At 41.1% G+C, this 23404-nt stretch carries 23 protein-coding genes and 1 pseudogene; 13 read left to right on the forward strand and 11 right to left on the reverse strand.

What is annotated here, in order from left to right; all coding sequences use genetic code 11:
- Positions 1–55 precede the first annotated feature (55 nt).
- Positions 56–871, forward strand: coding sequence for a hypothetical protein (locus tag ABWV45_RS05880; RefSeq protein ID WP_353349655.1), 816 nt, complete (start codon positions 56–58; stop codon positions 869–871).
- A 2-nt stretch (positions 872–873) separates the two neighbouring features.
- On the opposite strand, the gene ABWV45_RS05885 is transcribed toward ABWV45_RS05880, so the two are convergent.
- Complete coding sequence (locus ABWV45_RS05885; protein ID WP_353349657.1) at positions 874–1518, reverse strand: glutathione S-transferase; 645 nt, start codon at positions 1516–1518, stop codon at positions 874–876.
- Positions 1519–1593: 75 nt separating this feature from the next.
- Positions 1594–2523, reverse strand: a complete 930-nt coding sequence (locus ABWV45_RS05890; RefSeq protein WP_353349659.1) for an alpha/beta fold hydrolase — start codon at positions 2521–2523, stop codon at positions 1594–1596.
- Between the two features lie 472 nt (positions 2524–2995).
- Between ABWV45_RS05890 and ABWV45_RS05895 the strand changes: the two genes are divergently transcribed.
- The 6 genes from ABWV45_RS05895 (at position 2996) to ABWV45_RS05920 (ending at position 9784) form a co-directional block, all read left to right on the forward strand.
- Positions 2996–4264: an MATE family efflux transporter gene (locus tag ABWV45_RS05895; RefSeq protein WP_353349661.1), complete on the forward strand. Its 1269-nt coding sequence runs from the start codon at positions 2996–2998 to the stop codon at positions 4262–4264.
- 30 nt (positions 4265–4294) lie between these two features.
- A complete protein-coding gene (locus ABWV45_RS05900; RefSeq protein ID WP_353349662.1) occupies positions 4295–5137 on the forward strand; it encodes a helix-turn-helix domain-containing protein in 843 nt (280 codons plus the stop codon).
- 110 nt (positions 5138–5247) lie between these two features.
- A complete protein-coding gene (locus ABWV45_RS05905) occupies positions 5248–7053 on the forward strand; it encodes an acyl-CoA dehydrogenase (protein ID WP_353349663.1) in 1806 nt (601 codons plus the stop codon).
- 13 nt (positions 7054–7066) lie between these two features.
- Positions 7067–7525 (forward strand): MaoC family dehydratase, encoded by a 459-nt coding sequence (locus tag ABWV45_RS05910; protein WP_353349665.1) that lies wholly within the window; start codon positions 7067–7069, stop codon positions 7523–7525.
- Positions 7526–7591: 66 nt separating this feature from the next.
- On the forward strand, positions 7592–8509 hold the full coding sequence (locus ABWV45_RS05915; protein WP_353349667.1) for an SDR family NAD(P)-dependent oxidoreductase: 918 nt from the start codon (positions 7592–7594) through the stop codon (positions 8507–8509).
- 93 nt (positions 8510–8602) lie between these two features.
- The gene (locus ABWV45_RS05920) at positions 8603–9784 is read left to right on the forward strand and encodes an acetyl-CoA C-acyltransferase (protein WP_353349669.1); all 1182 of its coding nucleotides are present in this window, start codon (positions 8603–8605) and stop codon (positions 9782–9784) included.
- A gap of 373 nt (positions 9785–10157) precedes the next feature.
- Here the strand turns inward: ABWV45_RS05920 and ABWV45_RS05925 are convergent, their stop codons facing one another.
- The 3 genes from ABWV45_RS05925 to ABWV45_RS05935 form a co-directional block, all read right to left on the reverse strand.
- Positions 10158–10529 carry a hypothetical protein gene (locus tag ABWV45_RS05925; protein ID WP_353349671.1) on the reverse strand — a complete coding sequence of 124 codons (372 nt, stop codon included), beginning with the start codon at positions 10527–10529 and terminating at the stop codon, positions 10158–10160.
- Between the two features lie 201 nt (positions 10530–10730).
- On the reverse strand, positions 10731–11165 hold the full coding sequence (locus ABWV45_RS05930; RefSeq protein WP_353349673.1) for an MAPEG family protein: 435 nt from the start codon (positions 11163–11165) through the stop codon (positions 10731–10733).
- Between the two features lie 39 nt (positions 11166–11204).
- A complete protein-coding gene (locus ABWV45_RS05935; protein WP_353349675.1) occupies positions 11205–11459 on the reverse strand; it encodes a hypothetical protein in 255 nt (84 codons plus the stop codon).
- A 363-nt stretch (positions 11460–11822) separates the two neighbouring features.
- On the opposite strand from ABWV45_RS05935, the gene ABWV45_RS05940 reads away from it, so the two are divergent.
- Positions 11823–12617 carry an RDD family protein gene (locus ABWV45_RS05940; RefSeq protein ID WP_353349677.1) on the forward strand — a complete coding sequence of 265 codons (795 nt, stop codon included), beginning with the start codon at positions 11823–11825 and terminating at the stop codon, positions 12615–12617.
- 78 nt (positions 12618–12695) lie between these two features.
- Here ABWV45_RS05940 and ABWV45_RS05945 read toward each other — a convergent pair whose 3' ends face one another.
- The 4 genes from ABWV45_RS05945 to ABWV45_RS05960 form a co-directional block, all read right to left on the reverse strand.
- Positions 12696–14018 (reverse strand): spinster family MFS transporter, encoded by a 1323-nt coding sequence (locus ABWV45_RS05945; RefSeq protein WP_353349679.1) that lies wholly within the window; start codon positions 14016–14018, stop codon positions 12696–12698.
- A 483-nt stretch (positions 14019–14501) separates the two neighbouring features.
- Positions 14502–15221: a class I SAM-dependent methyltransferase gene (locus ABWV45_RS05950; protein ID WP_353349680.1), complete on the reverse strand. Its 720-nt coding sequence runs from the start codon at positions 15219–15221 to the stop codon at positions 14502–14504.
- Positions 15222–15284: 63 nt separating this feature from the next.
- The gene (locus ABWV45_RS05955; protein ID WP_353349682.1) at positions 15285–15680 is read right to left on the reverse strand and encodes a hypothetical protein; all 396 of its coding nucleotides are present in this window, start codon (positions 15678–15680) and stop codon (positions 15285–15287) included.
- 2 nt (positions 15681–15682) lie between these two features.
- Positions 15683–16144 (reverse strand): hypothetical protein, encoded by a 462-nt coding sequence (locus tag ABWV45_RS05960; RefSeq protein WP_353349684.1) that lies wholly within the window; start codon positions 16142–16144, stop codon positions 15683–15685.
- 296 nt (positions 16145–16440) lie between these two features.
- On the opposite strand from ABWV45_RS05960, the gene ABWV45_RS05965 reads away from it, so the two are divergent.
- Both ABWV45_RS05965 and ABWV45_RS05970 read left to right on the forward strand, forming a co-directional pair.
- Positions 16441–17463, forward strand: a complete 1023-nt coding sequence (locus ABWV45_RS05965) for an efflux RND transporter periplasmic adaptor subunit (RefSeq protein ID WP_353349686.1) — start codon at positions 16441–16443, stop codon at positions 17461–17463.
- A 1-nt stretch (position 17464) separates the two neighbouring features.
- Positions 17465–20671 carry an efflux RND transporter permease subunit gene (locus ABWV45_RS05970; RefSeq protein WP_353349688.1) on the forward strand — a complete coding sequence of 1069 codons (3207 nt, stop codon included), beginning with the start codon at positions 17465–17467 and terminating at the stop codon, positions 20669–20671.
- Between the two features lie 207 nt (positions 20672–20878).
- On the opposite strand, the gene ABWV45_RS05975 is transcribed toward ABWV45_RS05970, so the two are convergent.
- The gene (locus ABWV45_RS05975) at positions 20879–22105 is read right to left on the reverse strand and encodes an Nramp family divalent metal transporter (protein WP_353349690.1); all 1227 of its coding nucleotides are present in this window, start codon (positions 22103–22105) and stop codon (positions 20879–20881) included.
- Positions 22106–22664: 559 nt separating this feature from the next.
- On the opposite strand from ABWV45_RS05975, the pseudogene ABWV45_RS05980 reads away from it, so the two are divergent.
- The 3 genes and pseudogenes from ABWV45_RS05980 to ABWV45_RS15515 form a co-directional block, all read left to right on the forward strand.
- Positions 22665–22817: pseudogene (locus tag ABWV45_RS05980) on the forward strand (TA system antitoxin ParD family protein); the annotation flags it as partial.
- Between the two features lie 46 nt (positions 22818–22863).
- Positions 22864–22992 carry a hypothetical protein gene (locus tag ABWV45_RS15510; RefSeq protein ID WP_502914664.1) on the forward strand — a complete coding sequence of 43 codons (129 nt, stop codon included), beginning with the start codon at positions 22864–22866 and terminating at the stop codon, positions 22990–22992.
- Positions 22989–23090 carry a type II toxin-antitoxin system RelE/ParE family toxin gene (locus ABWV45_RS15515; protein ID WP_502914663.1) on the forward strand — a complete coding sequence of 34 codons (102 nt, stop codon included), beginning with the start codon at positions 22989–22991 and terminating at the stop codon, positions 23088–23090. The genes ABWV45_RS15510 and ABWV45_RS15515 overlap by 4 nt, the downstream gene beginning before the upstream one ends.
- 110 nt (positions 23091–23200) lie before the next feature.
- On the opposite strand, the gene ABWV45_RS05990 is transcribed toward ABWV45_RS15515, so the two are convergent.
- Positions 23201–23389: a hypothetical protein gene (locus ABWV45_RS05990; RefSeq protein ID WP_353349692.1), complete on the reverse strand. Its 189-nt coding sequence runs from the start codon at positions 23387–23389 to the stop codon at positions 23201–23203.
- Positions 23390–23404 lie beyond the last annotated feature (15 nt).

Consider the following 23404-nt stretch of genomic DNA (forward strand, 5'->3'; position numbering starts at 1 on the left):
CTTTCGAACTCGGTGCTATGCTTTATAAAGGACCTGTGATGTTGTGGAGTTAATAATGTACATAAAAGCCATCTTTTATATGCTGACGGCATATATGCTTTGGGGCTGTGGAGCTTTAGATGAAAGCAGTAGTACAGAGGTCCCAGCTCCGACGGAGGATGCGCAACTAACAGGCTTATGGGTCGGCGTAACCCAAGAACAAGGCACCACAGAGGATTTAGAGACTCAGGTCTTATTCATCAATGATACAGTTTACATTTTACGTGAGGACGAAGCGCATTTTGGCTCCTACACCCTGAACTCAAACGGCAGCGCTTTATTTGAGACAGATGTTTATACCTATAATACACCCGACACTGATAATCAGTTTTTTGTCGGTGTACGCGGGAATATTCAGTTGGATATGGACGCATTGTTCGCCACCAATGACGATTTATTTATCAATTATGAAGGTAGTAATCGATCCGGTAGCATCACCCTTGAACTCGATTCTGCCAGAGAAAATAATCTCACCCTTACCCGAGTAAGTGGCCAATGGGATACTACCGATTCTGTAATGTATATTAATGACGTTGGTGGACTACAAGGCAGTGACAGCGCCACAGGCTGCCAATGGAAAGGAGATTTAACGCCATTAACTGATGATTTGCTAAGCCTAAGTATTGAAAGACAATTATGTTCTGACTTTAATCAATCCACAGATTCTCCTGTAGATGGCTATGCATTAGTGGACGGCGAAGGCTTATTGCACTTTGTAGCACAACAGCCTAATCAATTATTGTGGATGCGTTTTGAAAGCAGTTCTACCACCACTACAACCACCACAGAAGAAGAAACAACAGATGAAACAACAGAGGAAACTACTGAATAATACTAAGGAAAATACTCCAGTTGAGATTCGGGTTCCCACTTAGGGTACTTGTGCATGATATCTTTAAATTCAGGGGATTCTAGGCAAACATCTAACCACCGAATCACGTGGGTATAATGGCTTTGATAAAACCAGTGTTTATCAACGCAGGCAAATTGCCTAATAAAAGGAAAAATCGCTAAATCGGCTAGAGTAATGCCATCCCCCATTAAATATATATGTTTATTTAATCTTTGATTTAAATCTGCGATGAATACTTCTGCTTGCTCTCGATAAAACAACTCACTTTCTTCATAGCGATCAGCATATTTATAATGATCAAGCGCCCATTTAAAGGACTGATCATTATGTGAAATCAGAGCATCAATTTGATTAGCCAATTGCTCAGGATAAAGTGTTCTTTTCATTTGAGAGTTAGTAGACACCGCAAAGTGCATGATTTCCAAGCTCTCTTCAATAACCTCACCAGATGTAAGTTGCATAACTGGCACCGTTCCTTTTGGGCTAATATCCAACATGGCTTGAGGCTTTTCTTTTAAAACAACTTCCCTCAACTCAAAACTTTTAGCATGCATACAATAACGAATAGCCAATCTGGCTCGCATTGCATAGGGACAACGCCGAAAAGAATACAATATATCCGCCATATAAATACCAAACGTTAAATACAAAAATGCCCATCAAAGACGGGCATTTTATCATACTCTATGCTTATCACATTCTTACATTGCGGCCGCTGTTTCCTTTTCGCATTCGACAGACGAAACTTGCTCCAAGATCCAATCACAAATACGTGGCTGAATCTGTAAAGGCAAGTCATGGCCCATACCTTCAACCACATGTAATTTTGCATTGGCAGCCTCGGCTGTTTCTTTACCGGCAGAGATTGGTATTAGCGGATCCGCAGTACCGTGAATAACTTGAACCGGTATCGATAACTTGGCTAACTCATCATAGCGATTATGTGTACCTATTATCGCCAGCATTTGGCGCTGAGTGCCGGCCGCGGATATGCCTCTGTCTAATAAGCTTTGAACATAGGTTTTTAAATCTGAATCTGAAGTTGGAAACATAGGGCTCCCTATTAATTTCCATGTCTTCATATGGTAATTCAAAATATCTTCTTTTGACTTAGATGCCGGCCCAGACATTAAATGCGATGACACTTCCTTACTTGGTTTGGGTAACTTAGGGTTGCTAGTGGAACTCATAATGGATGTTAAACTTTTAACACGCTCAGGTGCATTTATAGCGATTAATTGAGAGATCATGCCTCCCATACTCACCCCTACTAAATGTGCTTTTTCAATATTAAGCGCATCCAAAACACCGATAGCATCGTTCATCAGTTCCGTTAATGGATATGGAGGGTTAATCTGTAAACCTAGTTTAAGCTTAATAACCTGCCAAATCATATTTGGCATCGATAAATGGTGAAGCTTTTCAGATTGGCCTTGATCACGGTTATCAATCCTTAATACCCGATAACCCGCTTCTACCAATTGATTTACCATGGTCATTGGCCATGCTGTCATAGGCATACCTAAACCGTGTATTAACATGATAACGGGCGCATTTTCATTACCATATAGCTCATAGGCTATTTCGATATTATTGGCTCTGATAGTGGTAACAGGCTGGGTACTGATCATAAAACTTACTCTATATACTGCGTTAGACCCGTGTTCTAACATTAAAGTGTGTCAGAGAGACTCTATTTATGCTGAATCTAGGGGAAATGCCGAATCTAACATGTTTTTTTATTATTAGGCGGCCTAACTTGCCATCGAACGCAGAAAAGATCAATGGGCTGACTTATCACAAATTAATATATTGCTTATTATTGCCTTGATAAGAGTTACCATAAACCCCATTAATTTATACTTATTTAACTTATTTATTAGTTGCCTGTTGTTTATCACAAAGATCTTACTGCAACGGTGTGTTTCAAAACTTTTTACACCAAACAGTCAATAATATTACGCTCACTAAGGCCATCCTGTGGTATAAAGCAGCCTAATAATCGATGTTGCTTAATATTAGCAGGATATATAGGTACCTAGCATTTCTTCCACCTCTCAATTTCAGCCTCCCAGTATTTGGGCATTAGCTTGGCCATCTGTATTGGCAAACGTATTATTAGCCAGTATTGGTGTGGTACAAATCGTTTTGGCAACCGACTTTGGCCCAGAAGCAACCGCCGCTGTCGCAGTTTCACAGCGTGTTTTCTTTGTATTGCAAGCCTCTCTATTTGGTCTGGCAACCGGTATCTCTGCTTTAATAGCCCGCAGTGTCGGGGCTAATCAATTACTTCAGGCAGCACAAACTGTGCAAAGCGCCATGTTACTAGGATTCATAGTTTCCACTTCAGTTGGTGCTCTTTGTTACGTCTGGGCCAGTGAAATAGCGAGCGTGTTTAATTTAGAGGGGCAAACCCATAGTTTAGCCACGAACTTAATTCATTGGGTATGCATTTTTAACCCTATTTATGCTCTGAACATTGTATTAGCTGCCTCTATGCGTGCCAGCGGTGATGCTAAAAACCCATTACTTTTGGCGTTCATTAGCAGTGTTGGGAATTGGATTGGTAGCGCGGCACTTGCCTATGGTTGGTGGGGGCTTCCTGCATGGGAAGTAGAAGGGCTTGCCATTGGTGGGATCTCAGGCTCGGTTTTAGCTTTGATTTTATACACCCTTTTGTGGCGCATTGGTAAGCTACGAGTGCCATACCCTGATATGAGCGCCTTTAGGCTTAAAACCAATAAGATATTAAGAGTAGGTACACCCAGCGCCATCGAGCAAACCCTCATGCATGTAGGTTTTATGGTGTATATGGTGGCTATTGCCCATTATGGTAGTGATGTTTTAGCTGGTTATGGTTTAGGGTTAAATATCTTAACCATGATCACCCTGCTTTCACTGGGGTTTTCAATGGCATCCGCCGTTATTGTGGGGCAATACCTTGGACGCGGCGAGCCTGAAACCGCCGAAAAATATGGCTGGAAAGGATGGCGTTTATGCATAGGTATCATGTTAGGTGCTGCATTAATTTTTGCCGTATTCAGTCAAGAATTAGCGCAACTGCTCACCACTGAAAAAGCAGTACAAACGTACACCGCATTATTCTTTACAGTAGTAGCCATTGCATTACCATTCATAGCAACTGACTTTGCTCTAGGCGGTGCTATTCGTGGCGCAGGTGAAACCACCTACCCCTTGAAAGTCAGCATGATAAGTTTAATTTTGGTACGATTTATTATGCCGTTTGTGTTCTTAGAAATGGAATTTTCTATTAACACCATGTTTTTACTTACAGCCTTAGACTTTGGTATAAAGGCCGTGTTTATGATGTATTATTTCCGCAGCGGTAAATGGAAACACAAAGCACTTTAACCGCTCAGTTGTGATTATTCAGGACAAACAATGAACGATAAGCAAAATGATGTATCGCCAAGTTTTGGCCTACTTTTAAAATTTTGGCGCAAGATACGCAAAATCAGTCAAGAGTCACTAGCCTTAAGTGCCGACTCCTCTACGCGTTATATCAGTTGCCTCGAAAATGCAAAATCCCACCCTAGCCGGTCCATGGTTGATAAACTGGCTGAGGTTTTAGAGTTAGGGGACCGTGATTCATGTTATTTACATCTAGCAGCTGGTTATTTACCCAATGCTGGCTATGAATCCTTCCATAAACCTCAATTTAATTGGCTTCGTAATGCCATGCTATTGACTTTAAAAGGAATGGACCCTTACCCTGCTGCTCTGATGGATCGCTACGGAAATTTATTAATGGTAAATAAAGGTTGGGTATCTTTTTACCATCAATTAGTCGGCAAAGAAAAACTACTAAATACTCAAAATCTTTATGAGTTTTTATTTTCGCAACAACAAAACAGCAGCACCTCTGAAATCAAACAGAATACCTTGGCTTTAATATTAATGTCTCTTAAACAAGAATTTTTATTGAGTCAGGATATAGCCTTTCAAAATATGTTTGAAACACTGATAAATTCACTGGATATACCCGACAACTGGCAGGAGCGAGCCGCTAAGCTCGAACCCCAAGCCAGCTATAAAGTACAAATGGACATCAACCATGTGCAGCAAAACTTTTACTGCGTCAGCCAAATGGTGGGCGCTTTAGGGCCCTCGTCATTTGTGTCTGAACCAAGGCTTATCGTCAATACACTCTACCCCGAAAACCCCGAATTAATACTGACAATTGACCCTAATGTTGACTTATCCCACCCTCTTTTAAATTACTAACCCTTAGTGCCATGGAAAGGCTGGCGGACATGACCTATCTAGTCATGGAAGTGTCTTACGACTTTTATCACACTTCCCGCATAAATTAGTAATACCAGATAGGGTTTTGTATGGCCGCACCAATTTTGAACGAACGTGACTTGGAATTCATGCTTTATGAGTTGTTTGACGCTGAAGGGTTAACAAGCCGCCCACGCTACCAAGATCACAGTAAAGAAACCTTTACTGCTGCTATCAACACAGCCAAAACCGTATCTGAAAAACACTTTTTACCCATTCGTTCAAAAGTAGATAGTAATGAGCCGACTTTCGATGGTGAAAAAGTCTCGATGATGCCTGAAATTCAGCCTGCTCTTATGGCGGTTATCGAAGCGGGCTTAGCATCGCCATCCTCTGATTACGATATGGGCGGAATGCAACTTCCCCTTATCGTTGCTAATGCGGCAAATGCATTTATTTCGGCAGCCGCCAGTACAACCACCGGCTATATTGCTTTAACCAATGCAAACTGTAACTTATTAGAAGCCTACGGTACCCCAGAGCAAATTGAACAATGGGTTGTACCTATGCGTGAAGGTCGCTACTTCGGCACAATGGCCATGACGGAACCAAGTGCAGGTTCTGGTCTAGCTGACTTAACCACCACTGCAACGAAAGACGAAGGTGGCAACTACCGAATTCGTGGTAACAAAATATTCATCAGCGGTGGTGATCACAATCTTTCTGAAAACATCATCCATCTTGTGTTAGCTCGTGTGAAAGGCGCACCTAAAGGCATCAAAGGTGTCTCTCTCTTTGTTGTACCTAAATTCTTAGTAAACGAAGACGGCACGAAAGGTGAATTCAACGACGTTAACCTTGCTGGTTTATTCCATAAAATGGGTGGCCGTGGTCAAACATCTTGTGCGTTAAGCTTTGGTGAAAAAGACGGCGCAATTGGCTACCTTGTAGGTGAAGAAGGCAAAGGCCTTAGCTACATGTTCCACATGATGAACGAAGCTCGCATCATGGTCGGTACTGGCGCAGCAGTGACGGCGCTTACTGGCTTCCAATACTCTTTAGATTACGCAAAAGAGCGCCCACAAGGTCGCCTACTGTCTAATAAAGACCCACTATCCCCTGCAGTCAGCATCATTGATCACCCAGACGTCCGTCGCATGTTACTCGCGCAGAAAGCCTACTCGGAAGGTGCGTACGCCCTTTGCCTTCTAGGTAGCCAATTAGCCGATGATGAAAAAACAGCGGAATCAGAAGAAGAACGCGCAAAAGCTGCTCTACTTTTAGATTTCTTAACGCCGATGATTAAAACTTGGCCTTCTGAGTATGGCCCTAAAGCCAACTATCTAGCGATTCAGGTACTAGGTGGTCACGGTTACATTAACGAACACCCAGTAGAGATGTTCTACCGTGACAACCGCTTGAACCCAATTCATGAAGGTACTACCGGCATTCAATCTTTAGACCTGCTCGGTCGTAAAGTACCCATGAAAAACTTTGCCGGTTACGGTGCTATGTTGACTGAAATTTTAAGCACAACTGAAACTGCTTCTGCTATCCCTGAATTAGCCATTCACGCGCAAGAGCTAAACGAAGCGGTAGACATCTTAAAAGATGTTACCAACACCGTGATGCAAGCTAGCCAAGTTCAAAACCCTGACCTAGTGTTCTCTAATTCAGTTGCGTATTTAGATATGTTTGGTCATATCGTAATTGCATGGTTATGGCTTAAACAAGGTATGGTTGCTCAGACTGCACTTGAAAAGCAGCCACATGAATTTGATGTGAATTTCTACAAAGGTAAAGTTCAAGCGATGCAGTTCTTCTTCCGCAGCGAACTTCCTAATATTTATCACTGGGCGTCTTTGGTTAAAAACATCGACACCACTAACTTTGACATGAAACAAGACTGGTTCTAATAGGAGAATAAATATGAAACAAGTATCACGTGAAGAGATTTTTAACGAAGTTAATAGCGAAGTACTATTTTCTGATTGGTTTGAAGTAAAGCAAGAGCAAATCAACCAATTTGCTGATTGCACCATCGATCACCAGTACATTCACATTGATCCAGTAAAAGCAGCTGAGACACCATTTGGCACCACTATTGCTCACGGTTTCTTGACTCTTTCTATGCTTTCTTATCTTGCTGAAGAGTTCAGCACCTTGATTGATGGCTTCTACATGGGCATGAACTACGGTTTTGATAAAGTTCGTTTCATCTCTCCTGTTAAAGTAGGCAGCAAAATCCGCGGTGCGGCTAAGCTAATCGACGTAATAGAGAAAAAGCCAGGGATGTTCCAGCTTAAGACTGAAGTTACCGTTGAAATCGAAGGTTCTGATAAGCCAGCACTACAGGCTGAGTGGATCACGATACAATTTGTTAAATAATTTTGGAATTATTCCTGTATAATCCCGACTCTTTTTTTACTCAATCTATTAACAAGAGAGATAAGTATGTCTATTAGTTTTGAAGGTCAGGTTGCTATCGTAACTGGTGCTGGTAATGGTCTTGGTCGTTCTCACGCATTAGAATTAGCTGCTCGTGGCGCTAAAGTTGTAGTTAACGATCTAGGCGGCGCTCGTGATGGTAGCGGTGCTTCTTCTGCTGCAGCTGACGAAGTGGTTGCGCTAATCAAAGAAAATGGTGGCGATGCATTCGCTCACGGCGCTAATGTTGCTAAATACGACGAAGTACAAGACATGGTTAAACAAACCATGGAAAAATGGGGTCGTGTTGACATCCTAATCAACAACGCCGGTATTCTTCGCGATAAAAGCTTCACCAAAATGGAACTTTCTGACTTCCAACTAGTAATGGACGTTCACGTAATGGGTTCTGTTAACTGTACTAAAGCAGTTTGGGACATCATGCGCGAACAAAACTATGGTCGTATCCTTATGACCACGTCTTCTTCTGGCCTATACGGTAACTTCGGTCAGTCTAACTATGGTGCAGCTAAAATGGCCGTTATCGGCTTCATGAACACCCTAGTAATTGAAGGTCATAAAAACGATATCCGCATCAATGCACTAGCACCAACTGCCGCTACTCGTATGACTGAAGACCTAATGCCACAAGAAGTACTAGATATGCTTGTTCCTGAAGCAGTTACAGCTGGTGCACTGACATTAGTACATAAAGACTCTCCAAACCGCTTGATCCTAGCAGCTGGCGCTGGCGGTTACGCTTCTGCACACCTTTATGAAACTGAAGGTGTATTCTTGCCACAAGAGAAGCAAACAGCTGATCATGTACAAGCGACCTTAGAAGAAATCAACGACCCTGCTGGCCAACAAGAATTCATTGCTGGCTCTAAGCAAGGCGAGAAGTTCTTAGGTAAAGCTATGGCTTACCTTCAGTCTTTAAAATAATCAATTTTAATAGGAGCCTTTAGGCTCCTATTTTTTTCATTTGCCGCTCTTAGTTGTGGCATTTATTTACGTATTTATTCAAGGGAATTTATCATGAAAGAAGCTGTAATTGTATCGGCTGCCCGTACTCCAATTGGTAAAGCTTACCGTGGTGCTTTCAACAATCTGACTGCTCCATCACTATCTTCTTACGCTGTAAAAGCGGCCGTTCAACGTGCTGGCATCGACGGCGCTGAAGTAGATGACGTACTTTTTGGTGCATCTATTCAACAAGGTACTCAAGGTACTAACTTTGCGCGTCAAGTTGCGCTTGCTTCTGGCCTACCTGTTACTGTTTCTGGTATGTCTATGGACCGTCAGTGTTCTTCAGGCGTAATGACTATTGCAACTGCGGCAAAACAAATCATTGTTGATGGCGCACCTGTTGTTATTGCTGGTGGTTGTGAATCAATCAGCTTGGCTCAAAACGACAAAATGAACACCTATAAAGCAAAAGATGCCATGGTTCTTGAAGCCGCTCCTGATATCTACATGCCTATGCTAGATACTGCTGAATTGGTTGGTAAGAAATACGGCATCTCACGTGAAGCTCAAGATGAATACGCATTAGAATCTCAAATGCGTACTGCGGCTGCTCAAGAAGCTGGTAAATTCGATGATGAAATCGTACCTGTTACTGCCACTAAACTAGTTCAAGATCGTGAAACTGGTGAAGTAAGCGAACAAGAAGTTACTCTAACTAAAGATGAAGGTAACCGTCCAACTACAACACTTGAAGGTCTTTCTTCTCTTAAAGCTGTTCGTGAAGATGGTTGTATCACTGGTGGTAACGCATCTCAGCTTTCTGACGGCGCAGCTGCTGTTGTTATGATGGATCGTGAACTAGCTGAAAAACGTGGTCTTGAGCCTCTAGGTATTTACCGTGGTATGGCCGTTGCTGGTTGTGAGCCAAACGAAATGGGCATCGGTCCTGTATTTGCTATTCCTAAGCTTCTACAGCGTACTGGTCTTAAAATGGAAGACATTGGTCTTTGGGAATTAAACGAAGCATTCGCAGTACAAGTTATCTACTGTCGTGACAAGTTAAACATCCCTGCTGACCGTCTAAACGTTAACGGTGGCGCAATCTCTATTGGTCACCCATACGGCATGTCTGGTGCTCGTATGACTATGCACGCTCTGATCGAAGGTAAGCGTCGTGGTGTTAAATACGTGGTAGTAACCATGTGTGTTGGTGGTGGTATGGGTGCTGCGGCACTATTTGAAGTTTGCTAACCATTAGCAAATAACGAAATCAAAGCCCTGAATAGCAATATTCAGGGCTTTTTTTAGCATCAAAAAAGATTAATCAAACCCACCTCAAGGGCAAACTCTGAACTTTCAAAAAATTGCCATAGCCGTATTCATGGATTTAAAACCTAGCTTTTTATATAAGCCCTCTTTCCCTAGGTGTCATATAAAATGATATTTTTGTAGCGTGAGATAAATCAATTAGCTTATTGATGATTTACCTCCCTAAATCATAACCTTGATAATCCGGGTGCACTGCCACGTCACATAATTAAGCACTCTGCTAAAACGCACCCAACAAGCAATGACTTGATTTGAATATTTAACAAAACAAATATTAAGACGATTAAAAGAAGCTCTATATATACAGAGCAATCATTCCCAATAATATCACGATCACCCATGAGGCTTCGGCAAAGTGCTTATTCTTCTTATGTTTCTTCGCTAAACGAATGACTTCTAAATCATTTAAACGACTTAACGTTTTGAAATCCGAAAATAGTGATTCATAAGGGCAAATATCTCCATCAATTTTGATGGCAAACCCAATATTTTGTAAATAATCCATTCCTAATGGAGAATCAACTCCTTCTGCACCTCGCACCGTAATTGAACGCATGAAGTCACGATGAGCACTCATTAATCGGTGCTCAAGTTGAGCTCTTGACCAACGATACACATACACGTTGTACAAAGTAATAACGACACAAACTACTAAAATTAAGACCATTTTAGCCTCCTGCCATGGAACACTTTTGACTAAGCAAAGGTGAATAGGTTTTTACAAACATCATGCATAAACATAGATCAAAAAGGTCGTTTTTTCACGAATAAAATCTTTTAAAATCAAAAAGCTTCGCTACTTCATTCACTAGTAGACTTTAAATGTATATTCATTTTTAAACGGAAAAAATTAAGGGGCTTAATAAACTTATGGGGATATACTTAAAAAGTGCGTCAAACCATTTACAGAAAGCCAAGCTAACGGGATATTGGATAGCACAAATACAACAAAACGGATTTCAATAATATTCGTCAATGCTTGAACCAAGCTATGAACCACTCTTAATGCAACATACGCCCACGCTAATTGTGCATTTAATCCACTGCCCTCTCCTAATAAACCCAAAGTGATGGCCAAGGCATAAAAAATGGTAGGTTGCTCCATTAAATGATTATAGTTATCAGCCTTCCAGCGTACCTTAGAAGGTAACTGTGAAACTTGCTCACCTCGAATGGCGTGAGGATCCATTTTCATTTTTGCAATAGAGATAGCAGGTAGACGTATAGCCAACATCCAAAACCACATGACCATAGACCAACAAATTAAGGCAATAACAGGGGCTAAAATCTGAGTATCTATCATATTCTTCCTTCTTATTATAAAAACGTATTGAGCCCTTTATTAGCTAATAAAGAACATCAAAACAGCAGTAAGTATGGCTGCCAAGGCAAAGCCATACCCTATTTTTTTGCTACCTTCTCGATTTTGCTCTTGTTCAACTAAAAAGTAATATAATTCTTTATCGGATAAATGTGTGCAATGCGGACATTCATCATGTTGTTTCTCTAAATAATAAAGCTGGCACCGTTCACATTGAACAGATGGCCCTTTAGCTTGCATCTCTGCTAGTTTTGCCAGTAAACCACCAATACTCATTTAAATTATCACCCTTCTGTTTTTAACATCAGTTAAAAGTAGAAATTAATTTTCAAATAGGAGTTATCCCACCTAGTGCCGAACTTGGTCGTTCGTTATTGTAAGTTCATAACCAACTTTTAGCCAAACTTTGAGCTTGCTCCAATGCATCAAACAATAATTTTGATATGATTATTTTTTGTTCAATTCCCATGAGCATGCAATATCAATTGCAATTTTAGTGGCAATCACTTTCATTAGGTCCAATATAATAATCCTCTATTAGGAATAAAATCCGATTTCAACACTAAATAAAACCCGACATCTCGACGTAACTTTCATGCATTAGTCAGTTAGAATAGCTGGATAAAACAAAGGATAAACATGGAATATTCAGTAGCTTCACGAAAACGCAGAATGACCGCTTTTTTAATCGATTCTTGGTGTTTTGGATTACTATCATTAATTGCAGGATACACTCTCATTTCGACTCTTCAGTTCTCAATGCACAACCCTTGGTTCAACGAGCCAATGATGCAAGGGGCTATCGGGTTATTCAGCTATTGTGTTTTTACTGCAAAAGACAGCTTTAGAGGTGCAAGCTTAGGTAAATGGATTACCGGAGTTCAAGTCATTAACCTTAATGATCAAAAGCCGGCTTCTGCCTTATCTTGTTTTATTCGAAACTTGAGCCAAATTGTTTGGCCCATTGAAGCCGTGTTCATGACGCTTAACTCAAATAAACGCCGAATAGGTGATTACCTTGCTAATACACAAGTGGTTATCAGTAAGAGTATGCCTGTCTATATTCGAGCTATATCATTTATTATTGTGCTTTTTTTGTATCAATTAAGCCCAGATTTACCTGAGTTCAAACCGTCTAGTTTCGATTTTGATCAATTCTCAGAATACGTCATTAAGCAATCTCAAGCCTATGATGTTGCGGAGCAAGCATTATACGAGCAATCAGAAATACAAAAAATAATTGGTCCTATTTTAACTATAAAGGTTACTAACAACAGCCAAATACATATTAACAATGAAGCAGGGGAAGCAAATTTTTGGTTTAAAGTTCTAGGAGAAAAAGCTGAAATTCCTGTGTTTATCAGCTTACAACGACAACAATCTCAATGGGAAATTAAATCTATTAAATACGAACAAGTTATAACTACCCAATAATAAATTAATTTTTTCAACAAAATAAAAAGCCAACTCAATGAGTTGGCTTTTTAAAATACATTGAATTACTTATTAATATTACGCTTTTGCCTCTTCTGTATTCATGGCAGACTCATTATCAATTAAAGCCTTTGATTGTTTCATGTCGCCAGGTAAGTGCCTAGCCGCTAAGAAAAATAATGCAACTGCAACAAGCCCTGCCAGTGACACCCAAGAAATTGCATAACGTAATGAATCAATCCCATAAGTGCTGCTTAACAAGTCACTCAGAATACCTACCGCTAAAGGACCCAAACCTAAACCAATAAGGTTCAAAATTAAAAACAATATAGCCGAAGACATCGCTCTCATGCTTGGGGAAACCAAAGAGTGCGTAATTGCAATAGTCGGTCCAAGGTATAATGCACCAGCCATAGTAGCCACAAATAAATATCCTAAAGCAGCATTAGACGTTTCAGCAAATACACCTAATACATTTAACAACGGAACAAAGATAGCCGGAATGGCCGGAACCCAAAGATACCAACGGATATCACGCTGGCCTAATTTATCAGCAAAATAACCACCTAAGAATGTACCGATTGCACCACCAATACCCGCAACTAACATTAAGCTTGTACCGATTTGTACATGGTCAAAACCATGTGAGCGGCCAAGAAAAGAAGGTAAGAAGTTGCCAACCCCATAACTTACAAAAGCAATTAAACCCGTACCAACTGAATACAAGCGAAAAGAACGTAATGCCCATAATGTGGCAACCGTTTCTTTAAGTGTGCTTTTTCCAGTAGCTCCAGGGCCATCCATTGCGCCACGAATAGGTTCACGAATTGTAAAGCGAACCAACACGGCAATTAGTAAGCCAGGAATACCCACAGCAAAGAAAGCAACACGCCAGCCATAATACTGAGCAATTAAACCACCCAAGCCATAACCAACCAATATACCAACATAGACACCCATTGAGTACAGAGACATGGCACGGCCACGCTCTTCTGCTGGGTAATAATCAGAAATCATTGCGTGAGACGGCGGACTACCACCGGCTTCACCTACACCCACACCAATACGAGCAAGCAGTAACTGAACATAGTTTTGAGCTAAACCAGAAATCGCTGTCATACCACTCCATATTGTCACTGCCCCAGCAACAATATTACGCCTGTTGCCTGAATCGGCCCAGCGTGCAATGGGAATACCCAAACTTACATAAAAAACAGCAAACGCAAAACCCGTTAACAAACCTAGTTGAGAATCGGATAGATCCATATCCGCTTTAATAGACTCTTGTAATACAACTAAAATCTGACGGTCAATAAAGTTAAATGCATAAACGATGGTCAGTAGAAATAAGACGTACCGCCGATAATTTTTGGAATATGTTTGATCTGGGTTTGGTTTCAAGGTGTCACCTTTTTATTATTTTTTGAACGGCATAGTTCATTAGCTAAGTTCCACAATGTGTACTACAACTGAGCCAAACAACAATCAAAACGATCGTATCGTTGGTCGATAATAGTCCACTCCTTATAAGAAATACTACGACTATTTGTGCCAAGTAGGCGTGAATAGTCATACATATTGTCTAAAATTGAAAGCGCAAGAACCAATTGTAAAAATTTATTACGTTTAGGGTTTAAAGCTGAGAGCTTTCCTTAATATCCATACATTCATTCTATCTATAATCAAGGATAAAAAATGTTTATCTAACTCCCTTTAGGATAACAATCAAATGGTATCGCGAACGTTATAAATATTACATTTAGGGTGATTTTAAGACATTTAAAACAACAAAAATGTCTTCACTAACGAAGAAAGAAAGTACAGGAAAACAAAAAAGCCCCTGTATCTATGATAAAAGGGCTTAAAGGAAATGTATGTGAATATTTATATAATACGAATGGCTACTTCCTGTTCGTAGCCCATTTCTCGCCAAACCTTCATTGGACTACCAACTAACTTTTGAGACCAAGTTGAGGTCAAGTATTCCTCAATATCCAGTACCTTATTACGAATCGACAACCACTCAAAGTTTAAACCGGTTTCACTCAAGAACTCATAAAATGCCAGCATTTCATGGTTTTCAAAGCCTGAATAGTGCAATAATTCATCAAATACAATAATACACCCCGGCTTGATCATAGGTTTACATATATTAAAAATAGTCTTGGTAGACGAGTAGATATCACAATCAATATGCATTAACGCGAAACATTCATCCTTATGTTCTGCAACAAACGCTTCAAGCGTATCTTCAAAATACCCTTGTATTAAAGTGACATTTTTCGGAACGTCAGGCAGTTTCCCCTGAAGAGAAAAATCATGCTGCCAATCCGTTCGTCCGTCATCAGGAAAACCAGTAAACGAATCAAACCCATAAAATTTCTGACTAGGTAATTTATTTGCCATCATCCGAATAGTGACCCCCTTAAATACACCAAACTCAGCGCATAACCCTGCTTGACTAAATGAGTATTTATTAACCACATAGCGCAATGTATCATGTTTGGTTTTACGGGATTTTCGCCAAAAAGGCAGACGCTTAGTTTTAAGTTTTGGTAGTTCTACTTTCAGAAAAGCCAAATAGTCTTGAGATAATTCAGGCATATTAATTTAGATTTTCGCTTATATTTTAAAAAATACCGATTTAATTAAACAACATCGAAAAAACTAACATTGGCTAGCTCGATGCCAAAATTGTCGTTTAACCCATAAAGTTAACGCTTGTACTAAAAACATCAAAGCAAGACTGGTAATTACCATAAAACTAGAGGTTGAATAACCATCTAATGCAAAAAAATGGAACACATAACTAAACCCACAACATATTAAGCAAAGCCATGCAAACCCCAACCAAAACCGACCATGTAATGGCCATGCTAACCCGCCCCCCATGAACACAGGAAACAAATACCCAGCTAAGTAATTGGTATCCGTTTGTGAAAGTAACGCTGAATGATAAACAGGCAACACATTTAAAAAGACAAAAAACACAAATAAACCACAAGCAGCGGAAATGGGTGGCCAGACTAAGTATTCCTGAGGGACCTTTATGTTTTTAGACATTATTAAACATCTTTAGATGAACAGTCGCTTTCGCAGGCTCTGCATGCTGTGCGTTTCGCTTTATGTTTTTTCGCGAAGTCGTCGTCATCACCATATGCAATAAAATCTTCATAATGATCATGGGAACGTTTCGCGTGGTCAGGGTGTTTAATTGGACACCAATACCACTCTGTTCTCCCTGCCACTTCTACTCCATATGCCAAAACACCATTTGCATAATCACAATAAATGCAATTCAAACGCTGAAATAAATTAAGGTAGGTAAGCTTGCCCCGTTTAAAATTTATATAATCCTTACGCTTCACTTTTGGGATTTTATAAACAGGAAAACATATAGCCTGATACAGGCTAACAAATACATCCATAACCACAACCGGAATAATCAAGCCATAAATAGCCGGTGCGGTTAATGTAATTAAAAGAAAATGTTTAGGGTTTTTCGCCACCCGAGTTAATAACGCCATGACAACCCTCTACAGCTCATTCAGAAAAAACAGATTATACGCTTATTTTGACTTCAATCACGAAATCCAACGTTAGGAAGTTTCGCTCTCTTTACTTGATAGACTTCATTATATCTAATTTTGAAACAATCCTACCCATTACATCCCTATATCAACCTGCCCTTTCACTTGAATCGATCACACTTTGACTATATATTAGATAAAACTAATTTAGATAAGACTAAATCACTTTATGTACTATGAAGCTGCTTATGCCTCTTCTACACTTAAACGTGGTAAACGCTAAGGATAAAATCATGAAATCCATCTCTTTTTGGCAATCTGTACTACTGGGCACAAGTCTTATCAGTCACATTGTTTTCGCCAATGACACCGTTACTGTGAGCCTAAAGGAATACCCAAATTGGTTTGCACTAGAAGCACAAATGGAGGCGGTGAACGAAGCTACCATCAGTGCACAAACCAGTGGCCGTGTGCAATCTATTGAGGTAGATGTAAACGACTACGTGAAACAAGGGGATATCATTATCCAATTGCGTAACACCCAGCAACAAGCTGGTGTCACCCAAGCCAAAGCCGGCTTGAGTCGTGCCCAAGCCGCCAATAGCGATGCCCAATCCCAACTGAAACGAGCCACGCCATTATTTGAACAAGGTTCGGTATCAAAAGGACAATACGATTCAATTAAAGCCAATGCCAAATCAGCCGCCGCACAAGTAAAAGCCTCCAAAGCGGTTTTAGATCAAGCTCAAGAGCAGCTTTCTTATACACAAATTCGCGCCCCCTATTCAGGTATTGTTAAAGACCGTTTGGTACAAGTGGGAGAAACCGTCAACCCCGGTTCGCCTCTCATGACAGGGTTGTCCCTAAACCAACTCCGTGCGGTGGCCCATTTGCCCCAGCGTTTTATTAATAAAGTCAATCAACAAACTCAGCTGAACATTCAACATGGGGATACTCTTTTAAGTGGAGGAAAAGTCACCATTTTTCCGTTTGCTGATGCCGACAGTCACAGCTTTAAGGTACGAGTGGATATCAACAGCGAAAACGCAGGGTTATTCCCCGGTATGTGGGTAAAACTGTTAGTCCCTACCGACAACGCCCAAGCCATCCGAATCCCACTATCCAGCATCGCTCGGCAAGGGGAAGTCAGTTACGTTTATGTAAAACACGGCGACGTTTATCAGTTACGCCAAGTGCGTCTTGGGGATTCACACCAACAAAACGACAGCCTTGTAGTTGATGTTTTAGCGGGCCTAAAAGACGGCGACACCATCGCACAAGATGCCTACGCCATTATGGCTACTCAGGAGATATAACATGACTGAGGAAACAAAATTAGGCATCAGTGGGCGCTTAGCCAAGACCTTTCAAAACAATGCCATCACCCCGCTATTAGCTTTGTTTGGTTTACTGCTTGGTTTTTTTGCCATCATGGTAACTCCCAAAGAAGAAGAGCCACAAATTGATGTCACTTTTGCTAATGTGTTTATCGCCCTACCCGGTGCCAGTGCTAAAGAAGTTGAAACCTTAATCAGCACCCCCGCTGAACAAGTTCTAAGTGAAATCACTGGGGTAGAAGATATTTACAGCGTGTCTCGTCCCGGTATGTCGGTACTCACCGTCGCGTTTAAAGTGGGATTAAAACGAGAAACCGCCATTTTGAATTTGTACAACCAAGTCTACAGCCATCAAGATTGGTTACCGCCTCACTTAGGTGCCATGCAACCCGTAATCAAACCTCAAGGCATTGATGATGTGCCCATCATGAGTCTGACTTTATACAGTAATGATCATGACGTGACGGCCCAGCAGTTAACCCAAGTAGCTCACCTACTAGAAGTAGAACTCAAGCGTATTGACGGTACTCGTGATATTTACACCCAAGGTGCACAACAAAATGTGGTCAATGTTCGCTTAGACCCAGTGCGATTAAGTGCCTACAACATTGCCATAGATGACGTATCCAACACATTGTTAAGCAGTAATGCCGCTGCTCCGGCGCGCAATGTGTATCAAGGGCAACATGTGATTCAAGTGCAAGCGGGGAGTTTTCTAACCAGTGCTAATGAAATTAAACAGCTGGTAATCGGATTAGCCACCAATGGCAGCCCTGTATACTTATCCGACGTAGCGGATATTATTCACGCCGCCGACATTCCCGAGGCACAGGTCTTACATTTTGAACAAGGCTTCAAACACAACCAAAGTGCTGTGACCCTCGCCATTGCCAAACAACCGGGGAAAAACGCGTTTGATATTACCAGTGCCATTGAAAGCCGCATTGAACAATTAAAAAACATCGCTATTCCAAGCAACATAGAAGTAAAAGTCACCCGTAATTATGGCGACACCGCAAAAGATAAAAGCGACAAACTCATCGCTAAATTATTGTTTGCCACCGCAGCTGTGGTGGTTTTAGTGCTAGCCACCATGAGCTGGCGCGAAGCCGTTATTGTGGGCGGTGCCATATTCATCACCCTTGCCATTACTCTATTTGCCAGCTGGGCATGGGGCTTTACCTTAAATCGTATCTCATTATTTGCACTGATTTTTAGCATTGGGATTTTAGTGGACGATGCCATAGTGGTGGTGGAAAACATACACAGGCACTTACACATGGGAGGGGAAAAGCTATTAGAAGTCATTCCAGTAGCTGTAGACGAAGTGGGCGGCCCTACTATTTTGGCCACCTTTACGGTTATCGCCGCGTTAATGCCCATGGCATTTGTATCCGGCTTAATGGGCCCCTACATGAGCCCTATCCCCATTAACGCCAGTACTGGCATGTTAATTTCACTGGCCATTGCGTTTATTGTGACTCCTTGGTTGTCCTATAAACTATTAAAAGAACACGTGCCCACTGGCGCAGACAACCACAATGAAGAAAACCCACAAACCGGCAAGCTGTACACCGTTTTTAATAAAATTGTGCGCCCGTTAATTCAAGGGGAGCAAGCCGCAAAAAACCGCCTAAAAATGTTAGGTTTAGTCATTGGTTTAATTCTGCTTTCGGTTTCATTACCGGTGATGAAACTCGTAGTACTTAAAATGCTCCCCTTTGATAACAAGTCTGAGTTTCAAATTATCGTGGATATGCCCGAAGGCACCCCCATGGAAAATACCCTAGTAACATTAGAAGCACTCGCTGCCGAACTTAAAACCAACCCCTATGTGCAAGACTTCCAACTGTACTCTGGTGTCAACGCGCCCATTAACTTTAATGGTTTAGTACGCCAATACTACATGCGTAACGAGCCACACATGGGGGATATACAAGTAAATCTAGTGGACAAAAATAAACGGGATTTACAAAGCCACGACATCGCCTTACAACTTCGCCCTGCCTTGCAAGCCATAGGTAAAGCCCATAACGCCAACGTGAAAATTGCCGAAGTGCCACCGGGCCCACCAGTAATGGCACCTATTGTGGCCGAGGTCTATGGCTCCCATTACGCAGAGCAAATCCAAACTGCACAACAATTGCGTGGCATATTTGCAAACACCCCAGACATCATTGACGTAGACGACACCATTGAAGCACCACAAAATAAAACCATCATCCGCATTGATCGCCAAAAAGCCGCACAAATGGCCGTACCTTACGCCAGCATTGTAGATACACTGGACACCGCCATGGCCGGCCGTGATGTAAGTTTTTTACGAGACGACCACAGCAAATACGCCACCCCTATTCGCTTAGAATTTCACGAAAAAGATAAAGCCAACTGGAATGCCTTATTGAATACCAAAGTGCGTAGCATGAACGGTAACTTAGTGAGCATTTCAGATATGGTACGCTTAGATCACGGCACCATAGACCAAACCATCTACCACAAAAACTTATTGCCCGTGGTTTTTGTAAACGCCGACATGGCTGGCGAATTAGACAGCCCACTTTATGGTTTGTTTGATATGTCAGGTGCTATGGATGAAGCCGCCCTCAATGGAGGCTTTGGCCCAGAGCAGTTTTTTATTAATCAGCCACAAGTCACCAACAAGCCCTCCATAAAATGGGATGGTGAATGGCAAATTACCTATGAGACGTTCCGCGACATGGGCATCGCCTACGGCGTAGGCATGATCTTAATTTACCTATTGGTGGTCGCACAATTTAAAAGCTACCTAGTGCCATTAATCATCATGGCCCCGATTCCACTCACCATCATTGGCGTCATGCCGGGCCACGCATTATTAGGCGCGCAATTCACCGCCACCAGCATGATTGGTATGATCGCCTTGGCAGGCATCATCGTGCGTAACTCCATATTATTGGTGGACTTCATCAACCAAGAACTGGAAAAAGGCACCGATTTAATAGAAGCCGCCATCAACAGCGCCGCCGTACGAACTAAACCCATTATGCTCACCGGCATTGCCGCCATGACTGGTGCGTTCTTCATATTGGACGACCCCATCTTTAACGGCCTCGCCATCAGCTTAATTTTTGGTATTTTGATCAGTACCTTGTTTACGCTGATTTTGATTCCCATGTTGTATTTTGTTTATAAGAAGCGAAATGCTTGATGAGAGACGGAAGACGCTTTGATGCCTGAGATGTGGAATGTTAGGTGAGAGATAAGAAACGCAGTCGATGGCTGCGTTTTTTGTGTTTTAAAGTACTCTGACTCCTTGATTGCTACCATCACAGCAGATTTATATCTGAGATTTATTCCAAATTTATTAGACACATAATTGTTTATAGAACGAACAGGTGACTTTAAAAAAGAAACCTTACGCCCACTTGTAAATCATGGCGAACACAAAAAAGAACAGAACAACAATCAGTGCCACATTCAATAAAAAACCATTTTTAAACTCAGTGCTTACATGTTTATTATTTAACCACAATAGGGTCATGGCCAATATCGGCATGAAGAAGGCGCCTACAACCGAATAGAGTTTTTGAATCTCCTTAAATGGCATCACTAACGCCAGCATAGGAACCACCGCTAAAACAACTAACCATATTTTATAGAGTCGGGTATTGGGTAATGCATTAAGTGACATTTTATCGCCTTTTAAACTATGAACTGCATCGGCAAAAATCAATGGCACCGCCTGCCAAACACCAAGTAAACTGGAGAAAATCGCCGCCCATGCACCCACGAGAAATAGTCCGCCCAAAAAAGGATGCACTGTATTTGAAAAATACTGACTCACGCTTAATAATAAACTTAACCCCTTCCCGTTTTGCACCGCTACCGAGCCTATTACCACCATGGCAATACCAAACAAACAGGTTAGAGCATAGCTGATACCAATATCCCACCGACTCGTATTTAAACCGCTCACACCTTCTCTTTCACTGTTGGCCAGCCAATATCCATAACACAACACTGTCAACGTGCCGCCCACCCCACCCATTAAGGCTAACGTCCAGCTTAACGCTTCTGGTTCGTCTGGAATAACAGGGACGAATAATCCAGATACAATATCGGCAATATTAACCGGTATCATAAACGCACACGTAATAACCGTCGCAAATAATAACACCGCCAAAACGCTCATTACTTTCGAAAATAACGCCTGTTTGCCTACAAATAATAAAATCAGCGCTAAAACACTATGAAAAATCCCACCGCTTATTTTAGTTATTTCAAACCCCATCAAAAAAGCCAATTCTTTTGCGGCAACACCCGCTGCATTAATAAGCGCGCCACCTACAAACCAACACCAAGGCACAAAATAGATAACCATAAAAATTATAAAAGGTTTTTTAATGTGATGAATGCCACCTTGGATAATCGATGTATTCGAAGCCAACTGCCAACGAGCAATACCTTCTGTCAGAACAAACTTAAATATTCCCCCTAACACAACGGCCCACAAAACCGTCGTACCCAACTGTGCCCCAGTAAAACCCGCAGTTGCAAGATCACCCACCCCTACTCCGGTCATAGCCATTAATAAACCGGGAAGCATAAATAAATATATTTGATTCAGTTTTGTGCTTAGCATTTTTATCCAAGATAAGTCCTGATTGCAGGCCGATTACGTTAGCATAAAGGTAACTACTCAGCTAATTAATTGAAAATATATCAATAAATATGGACCACTTATGTGAGAACCTCCATCGAACAGTCTTAATACTATACGAATTTAATCCACTTCCTTGTATTGTAAGTTCTTTCATACGCTTTACTGTATTTGTTCTGGTCGTTCTTGGTTATATAGATAATTTCGGAACTTACCTGATTGTACATAACTTGAATAGATCCTTTTTCTAGCTGTTCTTGCAAAAAATGTTGCACTCTTTACAGAGCAGATCCCGATCCTTAATAGGCTAACCATTAACTTAACCTTTGGTAAATTAATCAATACCTTGTTTACGCTGATTTTGATTCCTATGTTGTATTTTGTTTATAAGAAGCGAGACGCTTAGGTTCGTGAGATGTGGAACGTTATATGAGAGATGAAAAATGCAGCAGAGGCTGCGTTTTTTGTTTGTAGCCATGAAACTGAAATGTGATGCATATTGCTACACTATACAAAATATCATCTACAACAGGATACCGCCATGGCCACCAGCAGCATTCGACTAGACCAAGAGGTTATCGACAAAGCCACCATCATGGCCAAAGCCTTAAACCGCACTACTCCCAAACAAATCGAACACTGGGCTAAAATCGGCGAAATGATGGAAGACAACCCAGATTTACCCTACGAATTTGACTAAGGTGGTCAGCGTTTTACAAACGCCCACCTTTAAAAAAGCGGTGATAAAGCTCAAACCCAATCAAAAGAAAGATTTAGATGTCACCGTCAAAGCCCTAATGCAAGACTCAACCCTTGGCAAGCAGAAAAAGTCGTCCTCGCCTTTTTGCGTGAGCATAAGTTTCAAATGAATAAACAGCTCACCCTACTGGGTTACAGCTATAACGATGGCACCTTGATTTTAGAGTTAATGGCACTGGGTTCCCATGAGAATTTTTACGGGATGTGAAACTGTAGGTTTTTGGGCTAGGAGATGAGGAATGTTAGATGGGAGATGAAACGCAGCCTCGGCTGCATTTTTCTTAATCTTAAAAAATACTCGTAAATTATGATAATTAATTAATCCAAATTTTCGATAATTACCTGATTATTTTCCTCGTTTTTATAAACAAGCTGATTAAACTCAACTTGCAATAGTTTATCACTTCTTTGTTTAATCCTGTAGAAATCCAAACCGCTAAAATCTAATCTCATATCATCCGGATAAAGATTCAATATCTTTTTTAACTCACCAACTGTTAAGTTCATATTTTTTCCTTTTTA

Source organism: Oceaniserpentilla sp. 4NH20-0058 (genome assembly GCF_040371755.1).
Classification (GTDB): Bacteria; Pseudomonadota; Gammaproteobacteria; order Pseudomonadales; family Oceanobacteraceae; genus Bermanella.

What these genes read in the sequence shown, in the direction of transcription:
- ABWV45_RS05990 (WP_353349692.1), bottom strand. Translation starts at nt 23,389, where the DNA reads ATGAACTTAACAGTTGGTGAGTTAAAAAAGATATTGAATCTTTATCCG.
- ABWV45_RS05920 (WP_353349669.1), top strand. Translation starts at nt 8,603, where the DNA reads ATGAAAGAAGCTGTAATTGTATCGGCTGCCCGTACTCCAATTGGTAAA.
- ABWV45_RS05970 (WP_353349688.1), top strand. Translation starts at nt 17,465, where the DNA reads ATGACTGAGGAAACAAAATTAGGCATCAGTGGGCGCTTAGCCAAGACC.
- ABWV45_RS05885 (WP_353349657.1), bottom strand. Translation starts at nt 1,518, where the DNA reads ATGGCGGATATATTGTATTCTTTTCGGCGTTGTCCCTATGCAATGCGA.
- ABWV45_RS05965 (WP_353349686.1), top strand. Translation starts at nt 16,441, where the DNA reads ATGAAATCCATCTCTTTTTGGCAATCTGTACTACTGGGCACAAGTCTT.
- ABWV45_RS05930 (WP_353349673.1), bottom strand. Translation starts at nt 11,165, where the DNA reads ATGATAGATACTCAGATTTTAGCCCCTGTTATTGCCTTAATTTGTTGG.
- ABWV45_RS05880 (WP_353349655.1), top strand. Translation starts at nt 56, where the DNA reads ATGTACATAAAAGCCATCTTTTATATGCTGACGGCATATATGCTTTGG.
- ABWV45_RS05900 (WP_353349662.1), top strand. Translation starts at nt 4,295, where the DNA reads ATGAACGATAAGCAAAATGATGTATCGCCAAGTTTTGGCCTACTTTTA.
- ABWV45_RS05910 (WP_353349665.1), top strand. Translation starts at nt 7,067, where the DNA reads ATGAAACAAGTATCACGTGAAGAGATTTTTAACGAAGTTAATAGCGAA.
- ABWV45_RS05960 (WP_353349684.1), bottom strand. Translation starts at nt 16,144, where the DNA reads ATGGCGTTATTAACTCGGGTGGCGAAAAACCCTAAACATTTTCTTTTA.
- ABWV45_RS05950 (WP_353349680.1), bottom strand. Translation starts at nt 15,221, where the DNA reads ATGCCTGAATTATCTCAAGACTATTTGGCTTTTCTGAAAGTAGAACTA.
- ABWV45_RS05975 (WP_353349690.1), bottom strand. Translation starts at nt 22,105, where the DNA reads ATGCTAAGCACAAAACTGAATCAAATATATTTATTTATGCTTCCCGGT.
- ABWV45_RS05940 (WP_353349677.1), top strand. Translation starts at nt 11,823, where the DNA reads ATGGAATATTCAGTAGCTTCACGAAAACGCAGAATGACCGCTTTTTTA.
- ABWV45_RS05935 (WP_353349675.1), bottom strand. Translation starts at nt 11,459, where the DNA reads ATGAGTATTGGTGGTTTACTGGCAAAACTAGCAGAGATGCAAGCTAAA.
- ABWV45_RS15515 (WP_502914663.1), top strand. Translation starts at nt 22,989, where the DNA reads ATGAATAAACAGCTCACCCTACTGGGTTACAGCTATAACGATGGCACC.
- ABWV45_RS05905 (WP_353349663.1), top strand. Translation starts at nt 5,248, where the DNA reads ATGGCCGCACCAATTTTGAACGAACGTGACTTGGAATTCATGCTTTAT.
- ABWV45_RS05890 (WP_353349659.1), bottom strand. Translation starts at nt 2,523, where the DNA reads ATGATCAGTACCCAGCCTGTTACCACTATCAGAGCCAATAATATCGAA.
- ABWV45_RS05915 (WP_353349667.1), top strand. Translation starts at nt 7,592, where the DNA reads ATGTCTATTAGTTTTGAAGGTCAGGTTGCTATCGTAACTGGTGCTGGT.
- ABWV45_RS05955 (WP_353349682.1), bottom strand. Translation starts at nt 15,680, where the DNA reads ATGTCTAAAAACATAAAGGTCCCTCAGGAATACTTAGTCTGGCCACCC.
- ABWV45_RS05925 (WP_353349671.1), bottom strand. Translation starts at nt 10,529, where the DNA reads ATGGTCTTAATTTTAGTAGTTTGTGTCGTTATTACTTTGTACAACGTG.